The sequence below is a fragment of the Paenibacillus nicotianae genome, assembly GCF_042681745.1.
Taxonomy (GTDB): Bacteria; Bacillota; Bacilli; order Paenibacillales; family Paenibacillaceae; genus Saccharibacillus; species Saccharibacillus nicotianae.
On the sequence record NZ_JBHUGF010000001.1, the window covers coordinates 261,555 to 285,130 of the forward strand.

The window sequence follows — 23,576 nt, forward strand, 5'->3', positions numbered from 1 at the left end:
CGCTGAGTCTTGTTGATGCTAACATGGCGGTGTGACATTACAATATCTGTATAGTTGAGGAGAGAATAATGATGAGCAACCACAACAACTTTCCGATCGAACTAGGGCAATTCCGCGATGATCTAGGATTGCTAGAAGACGAAGCATTTCAAAAAGGGTTTCTCATTTTGGATGAACAAGGTAATGAACATGATATGATGATCGTCAAAACATTTACGTATGACCAGATTCCATATGCTCTTTTGTTACATAAAGAACCTTCGCCGTTAGATGGCACTATCTTACGAGTAGAATATGATGAAGAGGAAGATGAATTTTTTTTGAATCATATTACTGACGATGAAGAATGGCAACGCATGGGGCAAGTGTATGAAGTGATTATTCAGTTGAATAAAGATAACCCAACTGCATAATCAAGAATAGCGTAGAAGTATATAATGGTGGTATTTATAATGTGATATGTATACAGAAAGACCTTCCTTAAATAATAAGGAAGGTCTTTTTGACAATGTGATTATTGGAATTTAGTAATATACGTATTGAAATAATCATATACTTCATCAATCATCGCACTACCTTTTGTTAATTTATCAATCCCTGTGTTAAGCGTTTTTAGATTGATTTTGGTAGTAGATACTGATTTTTGAATCAGTGTCATTCCTTGCAGTTGCAAAGAGATCGCTTGAAGCGTTTGTTTGTGAATCGCTATCAATTCTTCATTTTCAGGCTTGATTTTTTTCATGCCTTTTACAAACTTGGTGTAGTTCGGAATAATTGTTTTGTTGAGCTTGGTATAGACATGTTTACGTGTACTAGCATTTAATACACCCAATTGATGAAGCTGATTGATAGCAGTATCTTCGTAGTTTTGAAGTGGAGTCAACTGATCAATATAAGCCATCGCTTGCTCGTATTCTTCTACCAGAGCAGGATCAACATCTTCTTCTGTATACGTATCTTCATCTACATTGGTATTATCATCTTCGGTCATCCATTCACTATCTGTCGAAGTGGCAGTCTCTTCTGCTGCAAAAACAGAAGCGGTAGGGATCAAAGAAGTGCCAATTAGTAGAAAAGCAAGTAATGCGGTAGAAAGAATCTTTTTGTTCATGAGTAATAATAGCCCCTTAGTGTGTATAGCGTACGATTTTTGGAATAGTCACATGCTAAGGTTTATTGTGCAGGAAGAAATTTGGAAATATATGCTTCCATTTCTTTATCAAATTGAAGTAACAAATCGCCGCCTACGTCTAATTTAGCATTGGACTTGTCCAGTATATCATCATTTAATTTGGTTTTGGATACATATTTTTGAAACAAAACAAAGCCTTCCATTTCAAGAGTAGCACCTTTGATATAGTTAGCATGCATTTTAGCTAGCTCAGGATGAATCGGTTTGATTTGTTTGATACCTGTTAAGAATTTTTTGTAGTTCGGAATAATCGTATTGGTAACAAGTAGGTATTCTTGCTTGCGATTGCTGTTGTTAACGTAATCATTTTTATAATACGCTGTCCACGCTTTTTTCTCATACTCCAGTAGTGGCGCCATCTGATCACTATACTCTAAAAATTGAGTCGCTTCCTCAACCAGAGCAGGGTCCAGATCGTCTACACTTTCGCTATCATCATACGTATCTTGATCTACTGCTTCAGCAGGATCATCTAATGAAGAAGCAGAAAAGGAAGAAGCCAGCGTTTCGAGATCCATCGTATACGTGCCATCCGGTAAAACATCCTCAGTAGCCGCAAAGGTAACGTTTGCAAACATCACATTGGAACCTGTCAAAACCGCGGTTAACATCAGTGTAAGCATAAGTTTTCTCTTCATCTGTAATAATCCCCTTTTTCTAGCGTTTGGCAGTATAAACGCGACCAGTCTAATAAAAAATGATTTTTGCAAAGCAAAATATCTCTTCTATAGCGTTTGGCAGTATAAACGCGACCAGAGCGTTTGGCTTTAGATAGCGTTATATAAAATGATTATGTTGAAAATTTACCACGTAAATTAAAAAAAACCAATACCAAAATAGTCAAATTTTAAAAATAATAATAAACGTTAACAAGGCATGATAGATTGCTGTCTTCTATTAAGGTTTAAGTAGTAAAGAGAACGTTATCCATGAACTGACAACATGAATGTCGATATACAAATATGAGTAAGGGGGAAACACATAATGAAGAAACAATATGATCTAATTGTAATCGGAACAGGTAGCGCAGGAGCGGGTGTAGCGACCGCTTGTAGTAAAGAGGACTGGAAGGTAGCGATTATCGATTCTAGAGCTTACGGCGGCACTTGCGCGCTTCGTGGATGTGATCCGAAGAAAGTATTGGTAGGCGCGGCTGAGATTATCGATTGCAATGAACGGATGCAAGGCAAAGGTATACAAGAACAGCCCACAATTAACTGGGCAGACCTGATAGCCTTTAAAGAAACGTTTGTAGAAGATATTCCACCTGCACATGAGAAAAAGTTGCAAGAAGCAGGAGTAGACACTTTTCATGGATTTGCTTCATTTGTAAGTGAAGATACGGTACAAGTTGGAGACGACCAGCTTACAGGCAAACATATTTTAATCGCAACAGGAGCGAAGCCTGCTCCATTATCTATTGAAGGCGAGCAGTATTTAGCCAATAGCGATGATTTTCTGAATCTAGAACAATTGCCGTCTACGATTGTATTTGTAGGTGGAGGGTATATCTCGATGGAATTTGCGCATATCGCTGTGAGAGCCGGGGCAGAAGTACATATTGTCCATCATGGAGATCAGCCGCTAAGTAAATTCGATCCTGATCTAGTCGATGAATTAGTTGAACGTTCACGTGAATTGGGGATTCAATTCCATCTGAATACCGAGATAGAATCGATTACACAATTAGCAGATCATCAGTATAAAGTAAAAGCGACCCAGAATTCGGATCAACAACAATCTATAGAAATCGAATGTGGATTGGTTGTTCATGGTGCAGGTCGTGTAGCAAATATTGATCAGCTTCAACTGGATCAAGCCAATATCGTTTCAGAGAAACAAGGCATTACAGTCAATGAATATTTGCAAAGTACCAGCAATCCGCGTGTCTATGCCGCAGGAGATGTGGCTGCAACCAAAGGATTACCGCTAACTCCAATTGCAAGTATGGAATCTCAAGCAGTACGCCAAAATTTGCTTCAACATAATGTGCAAATTCCAGATTATAAAGTGATGCCAAGTATTGTATTTACTATTCCCAAATTAGCATCGGTCGGTATGACTGCTGAAGAAGCACAAAAGTTAGGGGATCATATCAAAATTAATGATATGGATACTTCATCATGGTACACCTACAAACGAACAAACGAAAAGCATACCCGTATCAAAGTAATTATCGATACAAAAGCTAAAAAAGTGCTAGGCGCTCATATTTTAAGTGGAGAAGCAGATGATTTGATTAATCATTTTGCGACAGCGATTCAATTCGATCTTAATATCGATGAGTGGAAAAAAACAATCTATGGTTATCCAACCGCGATGTCGGATCTTTCCTATTTTTTAGAAGAGTAAATAAAAGCGATCTACCGGTAAAAGAGTGCAATCCTAATCAAAGGGATTGCGCTTTTTTTATATCCGAATGCGTAATTTTCCCTCTTGTCAGACAGCAGTAATTCAGATATCATCGAAATAAAGCGCTTACATTTTAAATGGAAAACAGGTACGTATTCCTTCATCATTCAAAGGAAAGGGGTATCACTATGTATGCAGAATTAACGGCTGATCGTTATGTGTTAGCTGGACCATCGCCTTGCTACCGTCCACAGGTACAACAGAAATGGGTTATTCTTTATACATTGTCCGGTCAGGGAATGATTCATGATCAAGATCACCGTCTCGAATGTTGTACAGGCAGTATCGATATTATTCCACCTGGTATGCAAAAAAGTGTGTGTCAACCTTCCCATCACCGACTAGAAGGCATTTGTTGCTCTTTTACCGCTCATCCGCAATGGTCTATTTTACTCAAAAGTATTCAAGATTTCTGTCCTAGCCTACATATCCACATCGATCATTCTATTTTAGCTTCACGTGTCCAACATGCGTTTGAGCGTCTATTGGAATATTGCACAGAGCCTGTAAGCAGATATGATAACGAGCTTTCTTTTCACACTCTTAGCGAAATTCTACTTTCCATTATAGTCTATTATGAGCCTCAAGAAGATCGTACAGACTCTAGAATTACAGAGATTATTCAGTATTTGCAGGAACACTACAAAGAAGACTTACGTATAGAGCATCTAGCACAGCGTGTCTGCCTTTCACCTTCCCGATTGCTACATTTGTACAAAGCAGAGACAGGAGAGACTATCGTCGATACAGTGACCCGTATGAGGCTAGAACAAGCTGAATATCTGTTGCGTTTTACCCCGCAGTATATTAATGAAATTGCTTATGAAGTAGGCTTCAATTCGCAGACGTACTTTTCACGCAAATTTGTCGAGCATTTTGGTGTCAATCCATCGACATTTCGTCAAGGGCATACTCTTCAGCCCATTATACTGACTTCTTAATCTCAAAAAAAGCCCCTGTGACTTCGAGCAGCAACGATAGTCGTTATCGTATCTGTTCTAGCACAGGGGCTTTGTGTATCCATATAACTTACACGTTATTATTTAGAACGAGTTTGTTTATTGTGGTGCATACGTCTCATCAACAATCCAAACAATAACAATGCTGATCCAGCTAACCAGAAAGGCATATTGCTAGATTCGCCTGTTTGTGGCAAACGATCCACATCAGGTGTATGGGTTGGAGTAGACGGATTCGATGGTACTGTTCCTTTAGGAATCGGATCATCATTTACCGGAATATCTGTATCCGGCGTTACAGGTACATTCCCTTGAGGGATTGGATCATCATTGATCGGCACCTCTGGGTCTGATGGTGAACCCGGCGTTGGATTATTGCTTACCGGAGTAGACGGTTCATTACCTGGTTGTGACGGTTGTGTCGGTGTATCTGGTGTAGGATCTCCAGAACCTTGCGGAATCGGATCATCATTTACTGGAACTGTTGCAAATGGGTCATCCGGTGTAGGCACTACACGTCCACCAGGCACATCATCATCGTCATTATTAGATGGTTGCTCAGGAGTTGGCGGCGTTGTACCACCATCTGGCGTTGTTGGTGTTGTAGGCGTTGTCGGAGGCGTCTCCGGTGTTCCGCCACCTCCACCGTTCGGTGGTGTTACCACTGGTGGCTCAGTTACTGGCGGAATCACTACTGGTTGTTTCTCATTAGTGATCGTCAATGACAACATATTGCCTTTTTTCAGAGTGCTTGAATCAATCGTTACATCATGTACGGTTGGATCAAGTACATATCCAGCAGGTGCTTTGATTTCTTGCAATGTATATTTGCCATAGAGTAGGTTCGTATACATTACTTGTCCTTGCGCATCTGTTGTTAATTCAATTGCTGGCTTACTTTGAGCAGCATCTTGTAATTTGAACGTAGCATCTTCTAGCGGTAAGCTCTTATCGTTTTTATCGACTTTTTGTACCGATAATTTGCCGACTACGCCTGAACCTGTACCTGAACCAGAAGAAGTACGTACTATAATTTCTTGCTCTGTAGCAACAGTACCTTTTGTAATACCATTACCTGAAAAGTCTACGCTGTTACTAACCGTTTCTTTATCCGCTGCTGTAATCATACTTGAATATTCAAGGATAAAAGCAGACCGGATTGGTTTGAGGAACGTTAATTCAAAACGAGGTGCTTCGCCTGCAAAAAACGCTAATTTATAGTCTGTACCTTTTACCAGTTCGTTTCCTTTAGACAATCCACCATTGCTAGCTACATTCGCTGCAAACAAGTGGAAAGAGCTGCTGGATAACACTTGGTTAGGTGTAGGAGTATCTACAATTTTAGCATTTTCTACATAAGATTGACCGCGATTAATATAAACAGTCCAGTTGATTTTGTCTCCATCTTGTGTACCTGTTTTGGAGACATATTCGCCACCTTTAGGAATCTCAACAACAGCCGCCCACGGATAATAATCATTACCGCTACGTAATACAGCTTCATTATGAATATTAGAATCAATCACCTGATTCTCAAGCGTTGTTTTGAATGTGATCCAGTAAGGTGTATTGATTGTGTTATTAAAAGCAATTTTGAGCTGATTGGTGTTCTGTGCTGTAGGAGCAGTGAATGTGTATGCTGAAGCATCGACTGTCGATCCTTTAGAAGTACCATTCCACCAGCCTAACAAATTCAGATTATTCACTTCGAGTGATCCTGGTACATAAGTCTGACCGGATTCAAGTGTATCTGTAATGACAGCATTAGGTAGTTCTTTTTTGTTATAGTTCGCTTTGATTGTCCAAGTGATCTCTTTCGTTGTTGCGTTATACACGCCGTCTTTAGAGCCATTGTTGACAGTCATATTATCTGGCCAGAAACGTGCTTCTGTTGTTTGAGAGCGAGGTGTTCCGTTTTCTGTCCAAGTTAATTTAGCGCCATTGTAGAACTCAGGTTTTGTTTTATCAATTTTCCAATCGTTATTGAACGTTGTACCATATTGGATCGTTAACTGTTCCGTTACGTCTTGAGCAAATTTGATATCAAAACCAGATTTGGCATTGCTTGTGGTTACTGTATAAGCAGATTTTGGAAGTTTAGTACCATCTGCTGTACGAATAACCAGTGTAGATGGTAAAAATTCTAAGCCACCGTTTGTAAAATAATCGTTGATCGCTACATCAGACATTGTATATCCATCACGATTAACGACTAATTTCCATGTTGCAATTTTACTAATATAATTTGCATCTGATAATGTTTTGACAAAAATCGTACTTTGCAAGTTTTGACCTGCTTGTACGCCTGTTCCATCTGAAGTTACTTTGTTAATTACTTTCTCATCCGTATAGACACGTCCAGTAGCTTGTGTCTGATAAGTGATCGTGTAACCAGAAGTAATATCAGAATTGAATTGAAGATCAAAACCATTTGTTCCTTTGTCGTTCGTTACAGGAGTTAACGTATAGTCTGTACCTTCGACCATCGTAGTACCTGTAGTCACATTAACAACTTTAAATGTATTCTGAAGGAACTGTTGTGTGCCATTAAAGCGATCTTTAAGCAATGCTTTGGCTTGAGCAATTGACTGTTCATTCATGTTGTAATTGATAGACCATGAGATCGTACGAGTCTTATCGTCATACCCAACTACATTTTTAGATAAAAATTCACCACGTTTTACACTAACTGTTGCACTAGCTTGAACTGATTCAACATTGCTCGTCAAAGTAGCTGTATTGGTAAAGCTCGTCTGTGTGCCTTTATCTACTGTTGTAGAGTAGGTCACACGATAAGCAGAACGAATATCTTGAGCAAATGTAATTTTGAAATCAGCTGGATTGGTTGTTAATTGATAACCAGACGTGATCTCTTGACCGACTTTTGTACTACCATCTACATTGACATCCAGATCGTATACATGAATAGAATTAGGATCAAGTGTAAGACCAGTAGGAATTGGATCGGTTAATACACCATTTTGTACATGTTTTAAGTTCGTATTCACATCAACAGTCCAGTTGACTTGTTGATTTTTTTGAACTTCACCTTTTTTACTGATAGCTGTACCTTTTTCAGGTTTGATAAATACAACGATCACTTTATCAGAACCATTGATCGGGAACGGAATCTGTACTTCTGTGCTCCCTGTTAGAATTTCTTTGCTAAATTCTGTATTGATCTGAAGCATACCGCCAATTTGAGAATGTTCTTCAACGAATTTGTTAAATGTCATTGTGACATGACCTTTACTTGTTACATTGAAGCTACCTACAGAATCACCATCAAAACTTAATGGCACATTGTTGATATCGTTATACAATTTAAAAGCAGCAGGGATATCAAATTCATACGTAGAACCTGCTTTGTATGATCCATCATCAGGCAAAGCCCATTGATAAATCAGACTTACAGGTGCGCCTGCTTCGATCTGATAATCAGGGTTCTTGACCATATCGATCACGTTATTGTTAGCATCTACAATAGTGACATTCGTTAAGATACTCTGTGAGTTAGCTACTGGAGCAGGCTCTGGGGTAGCGGGAGTTGTAGGGTCAGTGGGTGGAGTTGTGCTTGGATCTCCTGTCGATCCACTACTACCAGATCCACTTCCATCTGTCGGGGCGTATGTATCCGACTGTACAGTAGATTGATCATTGGTACTTGTAGTATCTGTTGAACCCGAATGAGTGACTTGCGAGGAATCAGTTGATTCCGTACTGGATGACGTATCGGCAGCATAAATTGTACTGGTCGCACCGACAAGAAGGTGTACCATAAGGATCAGTGACAGTACAAATGCACTTATTTGTTTTGCTTTTTTCATCTAATATCCCCTTGCAATCTGAATGATGAATAACCTGCGAGTCTGACGACACAATAGTTGACTTACTGTAAGTTTTAAAATTAAACTATTTGTGTGAGTTGCTCCTTTCATTTTCGTAAATACTTGCTTTGATAGTATACACGCTGTTTCTGAACAATTTCTCAACAACTTTTAGCAATTGGGCAGGAACGTTGGGACAAGTAATCAATACAAAGCAATGAATTGAAGCAAAGCCAAATACTAGAAATTAAAACTGACTCATTATTTATATCATACAAGCCGACAATAGCGCATGAATAAATCATATCTATTCTTAAAATAAGTCGCTAGTACTATAATGAGCCGATGATAGTTTATAAACCAGGAACAAAGTTTTGTAACACCTTGTCGAAAATGAAAAAAAAGTAGGGAATCCTAAAATAATATTTTTTAGGATTCTCTACTTTTTATTTTAATTTCAATTTTTATTTATTAGCTGCACTATCCATTTGTGCTTTATAAGCATCTAATTGACGTTGTAATTCAGCCATAACTTTATCGTATCCCGCTAATTTAAGTTTGTCACGATACTCTTGTACAGCTTGTGTAGGGTCGCCAGCTTTACCGTACGAAATCGCAGGGCCCATTTCACCTGTTACTTGAGAAATCGCTGTTAATTCAGATTCTATTGCTGTTTTGTCGAATACGAATTGTCCGTATGGATAAGGTTTTTTGATTTTGTCATATTCTTTGTACATCGTATCAATTTTATCCCATGTGGTATCACTAGGAATCTCGAATTTGTCCATACGTCCTGCCCAGAAGTCAGAGTAGAACGAATCATTAGTCTCATTGTAGTTCGCAGGAAGTACACGTTTGCCATCTTTAATATCGTATTGAACGCCTTCCAACCCGTAGTTAATCAACTGGTAAATTTCTTTGTTATTACGAATCAAATCATATGCCATCAATGCGCGTTCAGGGTTTTTGCTGTGTGCACCAAGAGACACACCACCATGCGTGATCGGCATTTCTAGTAAGTTGTTACTTGTGCGAGAGAAAGGATACATCATCAATTCAGAACCTGGTTGATCTTTGTCCATTTGGACACGAAGCCCTGAGAAAGTCTGTGTATGATGACTATCCATACCAGTCTGACCTGCTCGTAGTGCATTACGTGTATCATTTTTGTTGTTGAGTACATCTTCACGCCAGTAGCCTTTATCTGCCCAGTCTTTCATCAATTTAGCAAAGTCGAGGAATGTATCTTCAAATACAGGGCTAACTACTTTATAGCGATCATCATACGATTCTGTATTGAAAATAGGCATATATCCTGTAGAAATCGGTAACTCTAAATGAGGGGTATACGATTGTACCCAACCACCAAAGTTACTTGTACTTGCTTGTACATCATAAGGAATAACGTCTGGTTTGTTGTCTTTGATCCATTGCAGATATTTACCAATTGTATTCCAGTCTTTGATCGGTTCTGTAATACCTGCTTGCTTCGCCCAATCTCCACGATAGAAGAATCCATGATTGATCCATTGTGTGTAATCGTTTTCAGGAATCAGAACGATTTTGCCATTATATTTGCTTTGTGCCCAGTCTTCTTGCGGAATCTCTTTCCATGTCTGTGGAGCGTACTTAGGAAGAAGATCATCTAATGGTAAAAAGGCACCTCGTTGTGCATTAGACCATGTATCTAACCAGTCAGTTCCGATTGTAACTAGATCGACAGGCTCACCGGAAGCCAGTAACAAATTATATTTGGTCTGCCAATCTGCCCATTCGACCCATTTCCATTGCAGTTCTGCATTGATTTTTTCTTTCATGATCGCATTTACTTTTTCCATTACTTTTTCAAATTGACCATTTTTGGGCTTATCCCCTAATACCACAAAGCTAATCGTTACAAATTGAGAAGTATCACCGCCTGCACTACTGCTTTCTTTTTTACCGCCACACGCTGCGAGACTAATGACCATAACAGCAATCAATAATGAAATCGTTAATTTACGAAATCTGGACATCTGCTAACCTCCTTAGAATAAAAGCGCATCTTGCTTTTGCGATATCAAAGGTAGAATACGTTTAGCCTTTAACAGCACCGACAGTAATCCCTTTGATAAAATAACGTTGCACAAATGGGTAAAACAAAATCACAGGCCCTGTAGCTACAACAGCAGTAGCCATTTTCATCGTTTCTAGCGGAACATCGCTCATCGCTACATTAGAAGAAGCCGCAGAGTTACGAATAAAGTCGGCACTGGTGACTACGTTATACAAAAATAATTGCAGTGGACGATAATCCATATCTGGAGACAGAAATAACATCGCGTTATACCATTCATTCCAGTATCCAAGTGCGATAAATAGCCCAATCGTTGCTAACGCTGGTGTAGTCATCGGCAAGATTAGACGTAAAAAGATCGTAAAATCGCCAGCGCCATCAATCTTGGCTGATTCGGTAATCGCATGAGGGATCGAGCGAACAAAACTTTTCATCATAATGATTAGAAATGGTGTTAACAATCCAGGCAATAGTACAGCAAGATAGCTGTCTTTGAGGTCTAAGTATTGGGTGATTAGCAGATAGAAGGGAACCAATCCACCGGAGAATAGCGTTGTAAAATAGATAAAAAATGAAATCTTATTACGATATGTGAAATCCGGTCGCTGTAGCGCATAACCGGTCATGGCGACGATAAACAAACCGACCACCGTACCAACAATTGTGATTCCCATTGTGACCAGATAGGAACCAATAATTAGTTTGGGATTTTCAAAAACGATCTGGTAAGCAAAGGTGCTAAATTCATGCGGCCATATATTAAAACCGAACTTCTTCACAGCTTCTTCACTGGTAAATGATGTTCCCAAAATGAGCAAAAATGGAAGTAAACAAGAGATAGCAAATAAACCGATAAAAATATAGCCAAACCAGCTCATAATAATCTCTGTGTAGTCTGTACGAATACGTGCAGGTCTTGGTGTATTACCACCAATCAGATTACGTTCATTACGAATATCCATTTATGTTCACCTCCTAGAATAGTGAATTTTCAGGCGATACTTTTTTGACGATCCAGTTAGCTGTTAATACCACTACAAATCCAAATACCGATTGATATAGACTGACCGCGCTACCCATAGAGAAGTTAAAGTTAGTCATAAGTGAGCGGAACACGTACGTTTCGATAATATCTGTGCTTGCATACAGTGCTGTATTATTCGCACCGACGAGATTGAAGAATAGTCCGAAATTTCCTTTCAAAATACCACCTAATGAGAACAATAATAAGATGATAAATGTAGGTTTGAGCCATGGAATAACGATATAGATAATCCGTTGAAATGCGTTAGCTCCATCGATCTCTGAAGCTTCTACAATCTCACTATCAAGCCCCATAATAGCGGCAAAATAAATAATAGATCCGTATCCAGTGGTCTGCCATAAGTAGGTAATCACAATAATAAATGGCCATAAATGAGGTTCTGAATAAGCTTTGACAGGATCAAGATGAAGAGAACGCAAAATGCCATTTAATAGTCCATAGTCATAGCTCAAAATATTGTAAGCGAGCAGTCCAATCAGAACAGCCGAGATAAAATAAGGCAAAAACATAAGCGTTTGCGAGACTTTTTTGAACCATTTTTTACGAATTTCGTTCAACAAAATAGCTACGGTGATCTGGGCAATATTACCAAGTACAATAAACGCTATATTGTATGCCACTGTGTTAAAAGTAAGTCTCCATAAGTCGCCGGTAATAATCAGAAACTTAAAGTTTTCCCAGCCAACAAATGGACTGCTGAATATTCCATCAGTGTAATTATATTTGACAAAAGCCAGATATAATCCAGGCATCGGTAAGTAAGCAAAAATACAAAAGAATACAATAGCTGGCAAGCACATCAGCAGGAGCACACGGCTATTGCGGAAATGCTTACGTTTGGAATTTTTGACACGTACAGCAGGGATCGATTTGGCTGTATCCAAGTGATATTCCTCCTTTGTGCTTCAAACGGTTTCTTTTTTTGTAGCGCTTACATTTTGCTAAGTGTATTGTTGTTCTTTTATTGTAAGGGGTTCTTTCTATTTTCTATTGCACAATAATGCTATTAACCCTCACTATTCTGCTACGATTTGGATTTTAGAAAAGGGTAAATCATAAAATTGAAAAGGGTTACAAAAAGAGGTTGTATGATCAATTTCGACATGATATGATAGCAGGCTTAATATTGTAAATGATAGATAGTTTGGAACCCTGTGTATTTGGGGTAAAGAATAACGAAAGCATCTTATTCAAGATGCATACAGAATCGTTAATCTATTGTTCTCAAAGAGAGGGGCATCATTCCAATGACATCATTTAAGTATACGACACTTACTGTACTAGGCAGTCTATTGATTGCAGGAGCAGTAACCGGATGTTCCAACCCGGACGCAACACCTGCTGCACAAGGCCAGACTGAAAATAAAGGGCCAAATACAGGTCAGACCGATAGCAGCACGACCGATCAAAAAAATGCGAGCGAGCAATCCGATCTAGCGGATCTAAGACAATATTCGTCTGATCCGAATAAATCAGATATGAATGCTGACTTTAATGTCGTAGGTACATTTGTAAGTCAAAATGAAGATAATTTGACGATCAAAGTGAGTGGTAATGAAGTTGTAATTCCGAAGAAAAGTTCATTTGAAAAAGGCGATTCGTTGCCAGACAATATGGATGGAAAAGAAATCAGTGTAAAAATCGATAATCAAAGCCAATCTGCTGTTAGTGCAGAATTAGCTACAGCAGCTAACGATGCAGACAACACAACTAAAGATCCAATCGGAACGTATGTAAGTGAAGATACCAAAACCGTTATGATCAAAAAAGGTGAAAAAGAAGTATCTTATAAAAAAGCGGCCGATTTCCAAGAAAATGTAGAAGCGGGTGCGGCTGATATGACTGGCAAAACGGTTCAATTGGAACTGGATGCTGATGGCAATGTCAAACGTGTTAGCTTGCAATATCAAGATACAAGTTCAGGTTAATACCAATTAATCTATCATTTGTCTGAGTATGATTGTAGTTATGTAGTAATTGTAGTCATGTTATATGAAGACTAATTAAAAAGCACCTCTTATCGGTTGAAATCTTGCCCAGATTATATGGGAAAGGTTTCGGATAAGAGGTGCTTTTTGTTGTATATATGGATAGTGATGATCTAACAGTTAGCACATATGCTTAACCTGTTAGATCTACGCCTAACTTATGTGTCAGTATCAATCTTATTTGTAGACTTTAACGCGTTCTTCAACCGGTTGGAACGTTTTTTCACCAGCAGGAGCCGCAGGTTTACCGAAAGGCATTTGTGCAACTAATTGCCATTGTGCTGGAATATTCCAAGTTGATTTTACTTCTTCATCAATAACTGGATTGTAATGTTGTAGTGTAGCGCCTAGACCTTCTGCTTCAAGAGCTGTCCAGATCACCAATTGCAACATACCGTTAGCATGATGTCCCCAAAGTGGGAAGTTGTCTTTATATGCTTCAAATTGGTTTTGAAGATTAGTGATGATGTCTGTATCTTCAAAGAACAATACGGTACCATATCCATTTTTGAACATGCTCATTTTGTCAGCAGTTCCCTGGAACGCTTCTTCGTTGTTCACAATACCACGCAATGTTTCTGTTGTGATATCCCATAATTTATCATGTTGCTCGCCTAGCAATACAACTACGCGTGCGCTTTGAGAGTTAAAAGAAGATGGAGTGTATTTTACCGCTTCTTCAACGATTTCTTGGATTCTGCTATCTGCGATTGGAGATTCTTTGCTGATTACATAGATAGAACGTCTGTTTTCAAGTGCTTGGAAAAAGTCTAAAGCCATAATATGGTTCCTCCTCGAAATATCTAAATGTTTGTTACTTACTTTTATAATGATACTACACATTTGTTATAAATCAAGAGGTAATCTAAAAAAATCTTAACATTAAGATAAATAAGGATAACTTTTCGAGAAAAGTTATACACATGTGGATAGAATTTATTTATTCTACCGGTGTAGCTGAGTGTTCGCTATAATAGCATTTGTTTTGTGTACAACGCATAAAAAAGTAGCTACTTGATCAGATCAAAGTAGCTACTTTTTAATCTTTTACAACATCGATCATGAAAACTATATAATTACAGCGCTTTGACCAATAGTTCAGCAAATTGTTCTAAAAATGCTTGGTCTTGTTCATCAAAACGTTCTTTGAGCGGGCTATCAATATCAAGTACACCAATCAAAGTATCACCTTTGACTAACGGAACAACGATCTCGCTGTTGGAAGCGGCATCACAAGCGATATGTCCGGGAAATTCGTGTACATCTGCAATACGTAATGTACGACGCTCGGAAGCAGATGTACCACATACACCTTTACCTAAAGGGATACGGATACAAGCAGGCAATCCTTGAAAAGGACCTAATACTAATTCTTTACCATCATACAGATAGAATCCTGCCCAGTTGGTATCATTCAAGCATTGTTTTAACAATGCAGACGCATTTGCTAGATTCGCTACACGATCTGGCTCATCAGCAATCAGACTTTGCAATTGACTCAACGCTGTCTGATATTGTTCTTCACGCGTACCGCTATATGCTATATTTTCAAACATAAGTTTCACCTTTTTTCCGATAGATTACAACCATCAAGCCTATAGAACAGTATACAACTGGTGTATTTATTTGCAAATAGTAAAGTCAAAATTGTGCTTTGCATCAATGATTAGGTAAATGATAAATAAATAACCCAAAAATTGTTTCCGCTTCTAGGGCGACGGGTAATTACAGCGTGAATCTATTAACCGGAAGGAGAGGAATTTATGCACGCTGAAGTACAGAATTTGTTTATTCGCATTCATCTACTTCACCATTCCAATGAAGAAAAATTAACAGTCAATGATATGCAACCGTTTCTGGAAGATCGGGGTTATCGTGTAGGCGAACGTGAGATTAAGCAAGAACTAGAGTATCTGGTGCAGGAAAATATGCTGACCTCCAGTAGCGATGAATATATAATTACAGGTACAGGAATTCAAGAGTTAAAAGCGATTCGTAAGCGTTTATCGTTATTATGCGGAGAAGTGGTTCCCGGTTCTTCCAAGCAAACGAATAGTCGCAAATCATACAAAGAACCATCGGTTGTCGGTTAACGATTATTCTTGATTCCAATCTATCACTCAATATCGCTTTCATTGAAAAGAGCGCTGATCTTCGCTATCGAAGCGGCTACCAGCGTTCTTTTCAGTATGTAGAGAAAAAGAAATTGACTTCTTTTAATTGTTAACCTAAATTATATAAAGTGGTTAACAATTGATGGAGGTAAGACAATGACAACAAAAGAAATGGTATATGCGGCTTTATTTGCTGCACTCATTAGCGTATTAGCATTAATTCCACCGATTCCTTTAGGATTTATTCCGGTGCCGATTACTGTACAGACTCTTGGAGTCATGATTGCAGGAGCATTTCTGGGTAAAAAGATCGGCGGTATCAGCTTGATCCTGTTTCTTGTACTGGTAGCTATCGGATTGCCTGTACTACCCGGTGGACGCGCAGGCTTATCTGTATTGGTAGGGCCTACAGGCGGTTATCTATTAAGCTGGCCGATTGCTGCTTTTTGTATCGGATACGCTACCGAAAAAGTATGGTCTACTATCAAAGTATGGAAAATGATTGTGATCAACATCGTTTTTGGTGTATTGCTGATCAATCTGATCGGTGCTCCATTTATGGCATTGGTAACGAATACTTCGGTATGGGCAGGGCTGGTAGGAGGTATAACTTTTTTACCAGGAGATTGTATCAAAGCTGTAATTGCCGCTATTGTTGTATGGCAGCTAAAAGCAATTAGTCCGGTAGAAGCGAAGGTTAATCGCTAAAGGAAGTGAATTTATGCTTAGATTGGATCATGTTCATTTTTATTATAAAAAAGGACAACCTATTATAGATGATATCAGTGTGACTATCTCTCAAGGTGAATTTGTAGCTATCGTGGGTGCTAATGGCTGTGGCAAGTCGACGCTTGCCAAGTTAATCGATGGCTTGGTTTTGCCCAAGCAAGGCGCTGTACATTGGAATGAATGGGATACGTCCAAGCCCAATGAACTGTCAGCGATCAGGCAACAGATTGGCTATATTTTTCAAAATCCAGAAGATCAATTTATCACTACAACTGTAAGGGATGAAGTACTATTCGGTTTGGAAAATATAGCTGTACCGCGCGCGGACATGGAACATCGTGTACAAGAAGCATTACAAGCGGTACAGATGGAATCTTATCTTGATGCACAACCTCATCAATTATCAGGTGGGCAAAAGCAACGAGTAGCGATAGCCGCCATATTAGCGATGCGTCCACAGATGATTATTTTCGATGAAGCGACATCGATGCTTGATCCGCAGGGCAGAAAGCAGATACTTGCAATTATGCATCAGCTACATCAACAAGGAATCACTATTATTCATATTACACACCATATGGATGAAGTACTGACAGCACAGCGAGTAGTGCTGATCGATCAAGGTCGACTGATATTCGATGGAGCACCGATCTCTTTTTTTGATGAAATACCTGTCGCTGATTATCAATTACAGCTTCCATTTGCTGTACATGTTCACCGTCAATTGCAATTGACAACTCCTGTGGCAACAGATTGGAAAGAGGCGATTCGTAGACAATGGTCTATCAACTCCAACATGTAAGTGTACGTTATCAAGAACATGATGCGCTACAAGATATCAATTGTACGATTGAAGCTGGCAAATGGATTTCAGTGATTGGACAGACAGGCGCAGGCAAGTCCACACTGATGCAAGTATTGAAAGGGTTAATTCCTGTTATTCAAGGAGAATATCAGATAGATCATCAACCAGTATCCAAAGATGCCAAAGGGCGATTACAAGTTCGACCTGAGATTGGATATGTTTTTCAATATCCAGAACATCAATTATTTGAGACTACTGTAGCGAGAGAATTAGCATTTGCACCGAAACAGCAACGCTGGTCGAGTTCACAAATTCAGCAAAAAATCGCAGAGATTTTGCCCCAAGTCGGCCTGTCTGAAGATGTGCTAGAGTTAGCTCCTTTTCAATTGAGTGGCGGACAAAAAAGACGTGTAGCTCTCGCTTCGATCTTGATGATGAATCCGCAAGTATTGATTGTCGATGAACCTACCGCAGGTCTTGATCCTGTAGGTCGAGCAACATTGTTACAGTATTTACAAAAATGGCAACAGCAAGATAATCGCACCCTTATTCTGGTATCTCATCATCTGGACGATGTAGCTCAATATTCAGATGAAATTATATTAATGGATCAAGGTGTATTGATAGGTCAGTATGATCCGGTTACTTTGCTGATTGAGCAGTCGCATCTATTAGAACAAAGTGGACTGATATTGCCAGAATCGATTCAGTTACTTCAGTTGATCGAACAATGTTACGGACAGAAGATTGAGGTGGATAGTTGTCGGGAAGAAGATATTTTTGCCCGTATCTTACCGCTGTGGCATCGAAAGGAACCGAATGATGAATAATCAGGTGCTTATCGGTCAATATATAGAAACGCATTCGGTCTTTCATCGCTTAGATCCACGAACCAAATTAATAAGTTTGGTGATAGTGATGCTTAGCTTTATTAGTTTGGATACAGCATTTAGCTATCTGATTGCCAGTGTATTTGTTATCGGAGCGGTTTTTTTAACGCGTATTCCGGTTGTTGTATTTTGGCGTGGATTTAAGCCGCTAGGGATCATTTTATTGTTCACGCTTGTATATAATATATTATTTACACAGGGGCATATTGTCTGGTCATGGGGATGGCTTGAGATCACAACAGAAGGTCTACAGAACGGGGTACGTTTTGTATGGCGCATAGTATTATTGATTGTACTGGCAGCCATATTAACGCTGACGACTCCCCCTTTGACATTAGCATATGGGTTACAAAAGTTAATGTCACCGCTGTCTAAGCTAAATGTACCTGTTGAGCAATTTTCGCTTATGATCGTGATTGCTATTCGATTTATCCCAACAATCTTGGAAGAATTGGAACGTATTTTATTAGCGCAAAAAGCAAGGGGATATGATATAACAACACTGCGATTCTCGCAACGAATACTAGCGTATATTCCTATTCTGGTTCCGCTGTTATTTACTATTGTGCAACGTGCCGAACATTTAAGTGATGCGATCGATGCGCGTGCTTATGGAAATGGCAAAGGAAGAACATCGTATCGACACCTTCAATTGCAGTCTATAGATTATATAGTGATCGTTATCGCCATCGTATTTGCTGTGAGTCTGTTATTATTACATATAATGAATAGATAGACGCATATTACAAAAGGATGGTTACTATGAACTGGAAAACAAGAATCACAGAGTTATTGCAAATCGAATATCCGATTATCGAAGGAGGACTTGCGTATCTGGGATACTCTGATCTAGCCGCCGCAGTCTGTAATGCAGGTGGACTCGGACAAATCACAGCTATGAGTCTGCCAGATGCTGAAGCTTTACGCGAAGATATTCGTCGTCTGCGTACATTAACGGATAAGCCATTTGGTGTGAATTTTGCGATAGGGCAATATGGATTTGGTTATGAAGATCGAGTACAGGTCGCTATCGATGAACAAGTACCTGTTGTATCTATTACAGGAGGCAATCCGGCACCTGTACTTGATATGTTACGACCAACAGACATCAAAAAATTAGTGCTAGTCTCTTCACCGAGACAAGCTCAAAAAGCCGAGCAATTAGGCGCTGATGCTGTGATTGTGGTTGGACAAGAAGGAGGCGGACATCTAGGTATTGATGATGTCGGTACAATGGTTTTGGTTCCGCAAGTTGTGGATGCTGTGCAGATTCCGGTAGTGGCTTCAGGAGGAATCGGAGACGGACGAGGCTGGATGGCTGCTCATGCGCTAGGTGCAGAAGGAATTGAAATGGGCACACGCTTTATCGCTACCACTGAATGTATCCATGCGTCACCTTCCTACAAAAAAGCACTGGTAGACAGCGCCGCATCCGATACCGTTATTATCAAACGTTCAATCAAAGCACCAGCCAGAGTATTACGCACCGACTATACCAATCAAATACTACAAGTTGAACAAGTCACACCAACCTATGAGGCGCTAAAATCCTATATCAGCGGAGAAGCTAACAAACGCTGGATTTACGACGACCAACCTGAACAAGGATTCGCCTGGGCAGGACAAGTCATCGGTCTAATCAAAGACATCCCAACCGTCTCTGAACTCATCCAACGAATGATCCAAGAAGCCCAAGACATCCGCCAAAAGTGGTCTATTTAACACCTAAACTATTCACTATAATGAACAATAGTTTTATTTCTACAAGTCTATTGCCACATCTAAATATGATTCACAAACATATACACTTTTGAAATTTATTTTTATAGTCGTTTTGATATTCACTTCCCTGTCCCCACCGCCCCAAAGGTCTATATTTTTCTTGAAATGCCACCATCCACAATATGAAGCGGAGGGGAATAATCGTTCTGAAAGAGCGAAGCGCTCGCCTTTGTAAGCTAATCCCTACCGCAAAGCGGTTATTCAAGGGATCAGCTTACACCAGCGACGACAAGAACGATTATTCCCCATAGCGCCACCCCACCCTCCCCCATTTCCAAAAACAAAACCCAAAAAAGGATCATTTCGCATTCTCTCCTAAAACAAGATGGAGAAAATAGGGAATGATCCTTTTTGCAATTCGTACGCTAACGTACAAGCTACTTATTTACGCATAGCAGGAGACAAACGTTCTGCTTCCATACCTAATTTTTTGAGCAAATAAATCATTTGTTCTTTTTCCTGAAAATTCAGACCGCTTAACGCATAATTTAGACGTTCTTCGTATTTTGGATAAATATCATCCATAACAGCACGTCCTACATCAGTCAATTCAGCATAGATCACGCGACGATCGGTAGGGCAAGGATGACGGCGTAACAATCCGCTATGTTCTAACTTGTCGATCACATAAGTCACATTACCACTTTGTAGTAATAATTTGGCACCAATTTGTTGAATCGGTTGGGCGCTTTTAAAATAAAGAACTTCCATTACAGCAAAAGCAGTAGAGTTGAAGCCTTCAATTTTACTTCCAGCTACAGCATGTTCACTCAAACTTTTAAAAGCTTTGGCAAAAACGCGGTAAAGGTGCATCGATTGTTCAGTATCATTCATGGACATATTAATCATAATAAAGTCACCCTTTCTAGGCATAATAGTGTGGAATATATTCATCAAATGAATTAATGGATTGGATATAAATCTATTTTACGGGTAATTTTTTTGAAAAAACATGCGATTTGTCACAATGGTAGACTTTTTAAATATTAAATTTAAATATTAAATTCCAATCAAACGAACAATGACGGTATAAATTGTGGATAACGATTTTTGAAACATCATTTTTACATAAAAAGTGATTTTTTGATGAAATATTAGCTGTGTGTTAACTGTGTATAAGTGGATAAATACTGTTGATAACTATGTGTATAAATAAAGAATAAGGTTAATGACGGACAATATATGCAAGATATGAATATAATATATAGCAAAATCACTGTAAATCAGCAGTTTTCCACAATTTATCCCCTACTTCATCTGTATAATTATATTTTTGGATGTATAGTGTGGAATTATTTTACTGAAATCTATCCTCAATCTGTTCACAACCTGTTGATAACTTGTGTGTAAAACCTTAATATCTGGTACTAATTTGTGTATAAGCTGTTTATAATTCAAAAAATGAATTTACACAAAAAGAGATCAATTATCTACTGATTTTGACTCTTATTGATTACAGTATAAAGATCAGTTATAACGCAGACATCAACTCAGGTGAGATGTAATTTATTCTAGTGAATAAAACAAAAGAGGAATGATAATAAATGGGAAATCATACAGCGATGCCAAGAAAACAACCGTTCGACTCTTCTTTAACAGAAATTTTGTCTAGCTTTTGGGATCATAATGGTCGGGTCATGATGACAGTGCATCGAGGAAATTGGAAGCAAGCACCTGAGAATTCATTGGCAGCGATTCAATATTCTATCGTGGCTGGAGCCGATATGATAGAAATCGATGTTCAGCAGACGTTAGACGGAGTTTTGATTCTGATGCATGATGAGACTGTAGATCGAATGACCAATGGAACAGGGGATATTGGTCAGATGACTTTTCGGCAGTTACGAGAATTACGCTTACGTCAGTATCAAGGTGGAGCCAATCAACCTTTAACCAATTACAGTATTCCTACATTAGAAGAAATTTTAATTTTGACCAAAAATAAAGTAATGATTAATTTAGATAAATGCTGGGATTATCGAGAGCAGGTATATGAAGTATTGTTGCGTACCGGTACTGTATCGCAAGCGTTATTCAAAAGCACAGCCAGCCCGGAAGAAGTACATTCTTTTCTAAACAATAAAATAGAACCGCCCTTGTATATGCAGATTATCGACGATTCTAACTCTGAGATGGTCAACGAAATTGATTATATTTGTGCTATGGTACATCCACAAGCGTTCGAGATTTGTTTTGAACATGAAGAAGAGGAGCGCATATCTATAGAAGTATTAGAACGAATCAAGCAGAATGGTTGCCGGATTTGGACGAATACAATGTGGGATTCAATATGTGGCGGGCATTCTGATATTATTTCTAGAGTAGATGTATCTGAAGGATGGGGTTGGCATATTCGTCGCGGTGTTAATATGATTCAGACTGATGATCCTGAAGGATTGTATACGTACCTGAATGAATAGATCACCCTTGTAATATATCAAAAAGAAGCTTTCCCGTATTCAAGGAAAAGCTTCTTTTTGTGTATCAAGAAATGCAGTATATAATGATTACACCAAGCTAGCTTGAAGAGCTGCACTTTTGCCAGCGTTATAACCTGTTGTAAAAGCAGCAGTGATATTATATCCACCTGTATAGCCATGAATATCCAACACTTCACCGCAAAAATATAGTCCATTCATCAATTTCGATTCCATCGTTTTGGGATCAACTTCTTTAAGGTTTACACCGCCACCGGTCACAAAAGCTTCTTTGATCGATAGTGTACCATGCATAGCAATCGGGAATGCTTTGATTAATTTAGCCATCTCTAACCACAATTGACGAGGAATATTATAGAAAGTAATATCATCCGCTAATCCTGATTTGCTCAAAATCAATGGAATCATTCGTTCCGGTAAATAGCCTTTTAATACATTTTTGATCGCTTTTTTTGAATCCGTTTCTGCTAAAGCCAGTGTTTCTTGATATACTTCATCTACCGATTTGGAAGGGAATAGATCGAGTGTCACCATAATCGAAGTCACCGGAAATTTTTTGAGTGCTTTGACTACGTATTGACTACATCTCAAAGCAGTAGGCCCGGATATTCCGAAATGAGTAAAGATCATATCACCATCATGATAAATGAGCTTTTTGCCCTTTGGATTCCAGACGGTTAAGCCGATATCACGTAAAGATAATCCTTGTAGTTCTTTGCTCTGAATAAACGATTCTGGTGAAGTCATCGGAACTTCAGTAGGATAAAGGTCAGTAATCGTATGCCCTGCTTGTTCTGCCCAGGCATAACCATCGCCTTCAGAACCTGTCTGAGGTACAGACTTACCGCCTACTGCAATAATAACAGCTCGACTTTTAAATACGTCGCCAGAGCGAAGCCGTACACCAACAACTTGTCCTTGATCATATAGCACTTCATCAACAGGGCTATTTGTACGAATATCTACGCCTTGCGAGCGAACTTTGTTGACCAGAGCATCGACAACCGTTTTGGCTTTGTCAGACACCGGAAACATTCTGCCGTTATCTTCTTCTTTAAGCTGAATACCCATATTTTCAAAAAAGCTCATAATATCACGATTGCTAAAATTAGCGAGTGCACTGTATAAAAAACGTCCGTTACCCGGAATGTATTTGATCAATTCGTCGATTTCTTTTGCGTTAGTGACATTACAACGTCCACCACCAGAAATACCGAGTTTGCGTCCTAATTTGTTTCCTTTATCAACCAGTAATACTCGAGCACCGTCTTCACTTGCTGCGACGCTTGCCATTAAGCCGGCTGAACCGCCACCAATAACTATAATATCGTATATCACA

21 protein-coding genes are annotated in these 23,576 nt (G+C 39.0%); 11 read left to right on the forward strand and 10 right to left on the reverse strand.

Annotated elements, in window-relative coordinates; translation table 11 throughout:
- Nucleotides 1–71: 71 nt before the first annotated feature.
- Nucleotides 72–413 carry a DUF1292 domain-containing protein gene (locus ACFSGI_RS01195; protein WP_204826560.1) on the forward strand — a complete coding sequence of 114 codons (342 nt, stop codon included), beginning with the start codon at nucleotides 72–74 and terminating at the stop codon, nucleotides 411–413.
- Between the two features lie 101 nt (nucleotides 414–514).
- On the opposite strand, the gene ACFSGI_RS01200 is transcribed toward ACFSGI_RS01195, so the two are convergent.
- Both ACFSGI_RS01200 and ACFSGI_RS01205 read right to left on the reverse strand, forming a co-directional pair.
- Complete coding sequence (locus ACFSGI_RS01200; RefSeq protein ID WP_204826561.1) at nucleotides 515–1,111, reverse strand: hypothetical protein; 597 nt, start codon at nucleotides 1,109–1,111, stop codon at nucleotides 515–517.
- A 62-nt stretch (nucleotides 1,112–1,173) separates the two neighbouring features.
- On the reverse strand, nucleotides 1,174–1,830 hold the full coding sequence (locus ACFSGI_RS01205) for a hypothetical protein (protein ID WP_204826562.1): 657 nt from the start codon (nucleotides 1,828–1,830) through the stop codon (nucleotides 1,174–1,176).
- Between the two features lie 346 nt (nucleotides 1,831–2,176).
- Here ACFSGI_RS01205 and ACFSGI_RS01210 point away from each other — a divergent pair, with 346 nt between their 5' ends.
- Entirely contained in the window at nucleotides 2,177–3,544 is a 1,368-nt protein-coding gene (locus ACFSGI_RS01210; RefSeq protein WP_204826563.1) for a dihydrolipoyl dehydrogenase family protein, read from the forward strand.
- A gap of 188 nt (nucleotides 3,545–3,732) precedes the next feature.
- The gene (locus ACFSGI_RS01215) at nucleotides 3,733–4,545 is read left to right on the forward strand and encodes a helix-turn-helix domain-containing protein (protein ID WP_204826564.1); all 813 of its coding nucleotides are present in this window, start codon (nucleotides 3,733–3,735) and stop codon (nucleotides 4,543–4,545) included.
- A gap of 98 nt (nucleotides 4,546–4,643) precedes the next feature.
- Here the strand turns inward: ACFSGI_RS01215 and ACFSGI_RS01220 are convergent, their stop codons facing one another.
- From ACFSGI_RS01220 to ACFSGI_RS01235, 4 genes are all read right to left on the reverse strand, one after another.
- On the reverse strand, nucleotides 4,644–8,390 hold the full coding sequence (locus ACFSGI_RS01220) for a collagen binding domain-containing protein (RefSeq protein WP_204826565.1): 3,747 nt from the start codon (nucleotides 8,388–8,390) through the stop codon (nucleotides 4,644–4,646).
- Between the two features lie 464 nt (nucleotides 8,391–8,854).
- Complete coding sequence (locus tag ACFSGI_RS01225) at nucleotides 8,855–10,405, reverse strand: DUF3502 domain-containing protein (RefSeq protein ID WP_204826566.1); 1,551 nt, start codon at nucleotides 10,403–10,405, stop codon at nucleotides 8,855–8,857.
- 61 nt (nucleotides 10,406–10,466) lie between these two features.
- Entirely contained in the window at nucleotides 10,467–11,324 is an 858-nt protein-coding gene (locus ACFSGI_RS01230) for a carbohydrate ABC transporter permease (RefSeq protein WP_379282256.1), read from the reverse strand.
- Nucleotides 11,325–11,421: 97 nt separating this feature from the next.
- On the reverse strand, nucleotides 11,422–12,291 hold the full coding sequence (locus ACFSGI_RS01235) for an ABC transporter permease (RefSeq protein ID WP_379282258.1): 870 nt from the start codon (nucleotides 12,289–12,291) through the stop codon (nucleotides 11,422–11,424).
- 447 nt (nucleotides 12,292–12,738) lie between these two features.
- Between ACFSGI_RS01235 and ACFSGI_RS01240 the strand changes: the two genes are divergently transcribed.
- A complete protein-coding gene (locus tag ACFSGI_RS01240) occupies nucleotides 12,739–13,419 on the forward strand; it encodes a hypothetical protein (protein ID WP_204826569.1) in 681 nt (226 codons plus the stop codon).
- Nucleotides 13,420–13,656: 237 nt separating this feature from the next.
- Here ACFSGI_RS01240 and ACFSGI_RS01245 read toward each other — a convergent pair whose 3' ends face one another.
- Together ACFSGI_RS01245 and ACFSGI_RS01250 are read right to left on the reverse strand one after the other, a co-directional pair.
- A complete protein-coding gene (locus ACFSGI_RS01245) occupies nucleotides 13,657–14,259 on the reverse strand; it encodes a nitroreductase family protein (RefSeq protein WP_204826570.1) in 603 nt (200 codons plus the stop codon).
- Between the two features lie 296 nt (nucleotides 14,260–14,555).
- The gene (locus ACFSGI_RS01250; protein WP_204826571.1) at nucleotides 14,556–15,035 is read right to left on the reverse strand and encodes a GAF domain-containing protein; all 480 of its coding nucleotides are present in this window, start codon (nucleotides 15,033–15,035) and stop codon (nucleotides 14,556–14,558) included.
- Between the two features lie 207 nt (nucleotides 15,036–15,242).
- Here ACFSGI_RS01250 and ACFSGI_RS01255 point away from each other — a divergent pair, with 207 nt between their 5' ends.
- The 6 genes from ACFSGI_RS01255 (at nucleotide 15,243) to ACFSGI_RS01280 (ending at nucleotide 19,739) form a co-directional block, all read left to right on the forward strand.
- Complete coding sequence (locus ACFSGI_RS01255; RefSeq protein WP_204826572.1) at nucleotides 15,243–15,572, forward strand: hypothetical protein; 330 nt, start codon at nucleotides 15,243–15,245, stop codon at nucleotides 15,570–15,572.
- Between the two features lie 177 nt (nucleotides 15,573–15,749).
- Nucleotides 15,750–16,301, forward strand: coding sequence for a biotin transporter BioY (locus ACFSGI_RS01260; protein WP_204826573.1), 552 nt, complete (start codon nucleotides 15,750–15,752; stop codon nucleotides 16,299–16,301).
- 13 nt (nucleotides 16,302–16,314) lie between these two features.
- The gene (locus ACFSGI_RS01265) at nucleotides 16,315–17,124 is read left to right on the forward strand and encodes an energy-coupling factor transporter ATPase (RefSeq protein ID WP_204826574.1); all 810 of its coding nucleotides are present in this window, start codon (nucleotides 16,315–16,317) and stop codon (nucleotides 17,122–17,124) included.
- Complete coding sequence (locus tag ACFSGI_RS01270) at nucleotides 17,100–17,957, forward strand: ATP-binding cassette domain-containing protein (protein WP_204826575.1); 858 nt, start codon at nucleotides 17,100–17,102, stop codon at nucleotides 17,955–17,957. The genes ACFSGI_RS01265 and ACFSGI_RS01270 overlap by 25 nt, the downstream gene beginning before the upstream one ends.
- Complete coding sequence (locus ACFSGI_RS01275) at nucleotides 17,950–18,753, forward strand: energy-coupling factor transporter transmembrane component T family protein (protein WP_204826576.1); 804 nt, start codon at nucleotides 17,950–17,952, stop codon at nucleotides 18,751–18,753. Before ACFSGI_RS01270 ends, ACFSGI_RS01275 begins: the two co-directional genes overlap by 8 nt.
- Before the next feature lie 26 nt (nucleotides 18,754–18,779).
- Nucleotides 18,780–19,739 (forward strand): NAD(P)H-dependent flavin oxidoreductase, encoded by a 960-nt coding sequence (locus ACFSGI_RS01280; RefSeq protein WP_204826577.1) that lies wholly within the window; start codon nucleotides 18,780–18,782, stop codon nucleotides 19,737–19,739.
- A 441-nt stretch (nucleotides 19,740–20,180) separates the two neighbouring features.
- Here the strand turns inward: ACFSGI_RS01280 and ACFSGI_RS01285 are convergent, their stop codons facing one another.
- Nucleotides 20,181–20,648, reverse strand: coding sequence for a MarR family winged helix-turn-helix transcriptional regulator (locus ACFSGI_RS01285; protein WP_204826578.1), 468 nt, complete (start codon nucleotides 20,646–20,648; stop codon nucleotides 20,181–20,183).
- Between the two features lie 695 nt (nucleotides 20,649–21,343).
- Between ACFSGI_RS01285 and ACFSGI_RS01290 the strand changes: the two genes are divergently transcribed.
- Nucleotides 21,344–22,219 (forward strand): glycerophosphodiester phosphodiesterase family protein, encoded by an 876-nt coding sequence (locus ACFSGI_RS01290; RefSeq protein WP_204826579.1) that lies wholly within the window; start codon nucleotides 21,344–21,346, stop codon nucleotides 22,217–22,219.
- Between the two features lie 87 nt (nucleotides 22,220–22,306).
- Here the strand turns inward: ACFSGI_RS01290 and ACFSGI_RS01295 are convergent, their stop codons facing one another.
- Complete coding sequence (locus tag ACFSGI_RS01295; RefSeq protein ID WP_204826580.1) at nucleotides 22,307–23,575, reverse strand: BaiN/RdsA family NAD(P)/FAD-dependent oxidoreductase; 1,269 nt, start codon at nucleotides 23,573–23,575, stop codon at nucleotides 22,307–22,309.
- Nucleotide 23,576 lies beyond the last annotated feature (1 nt).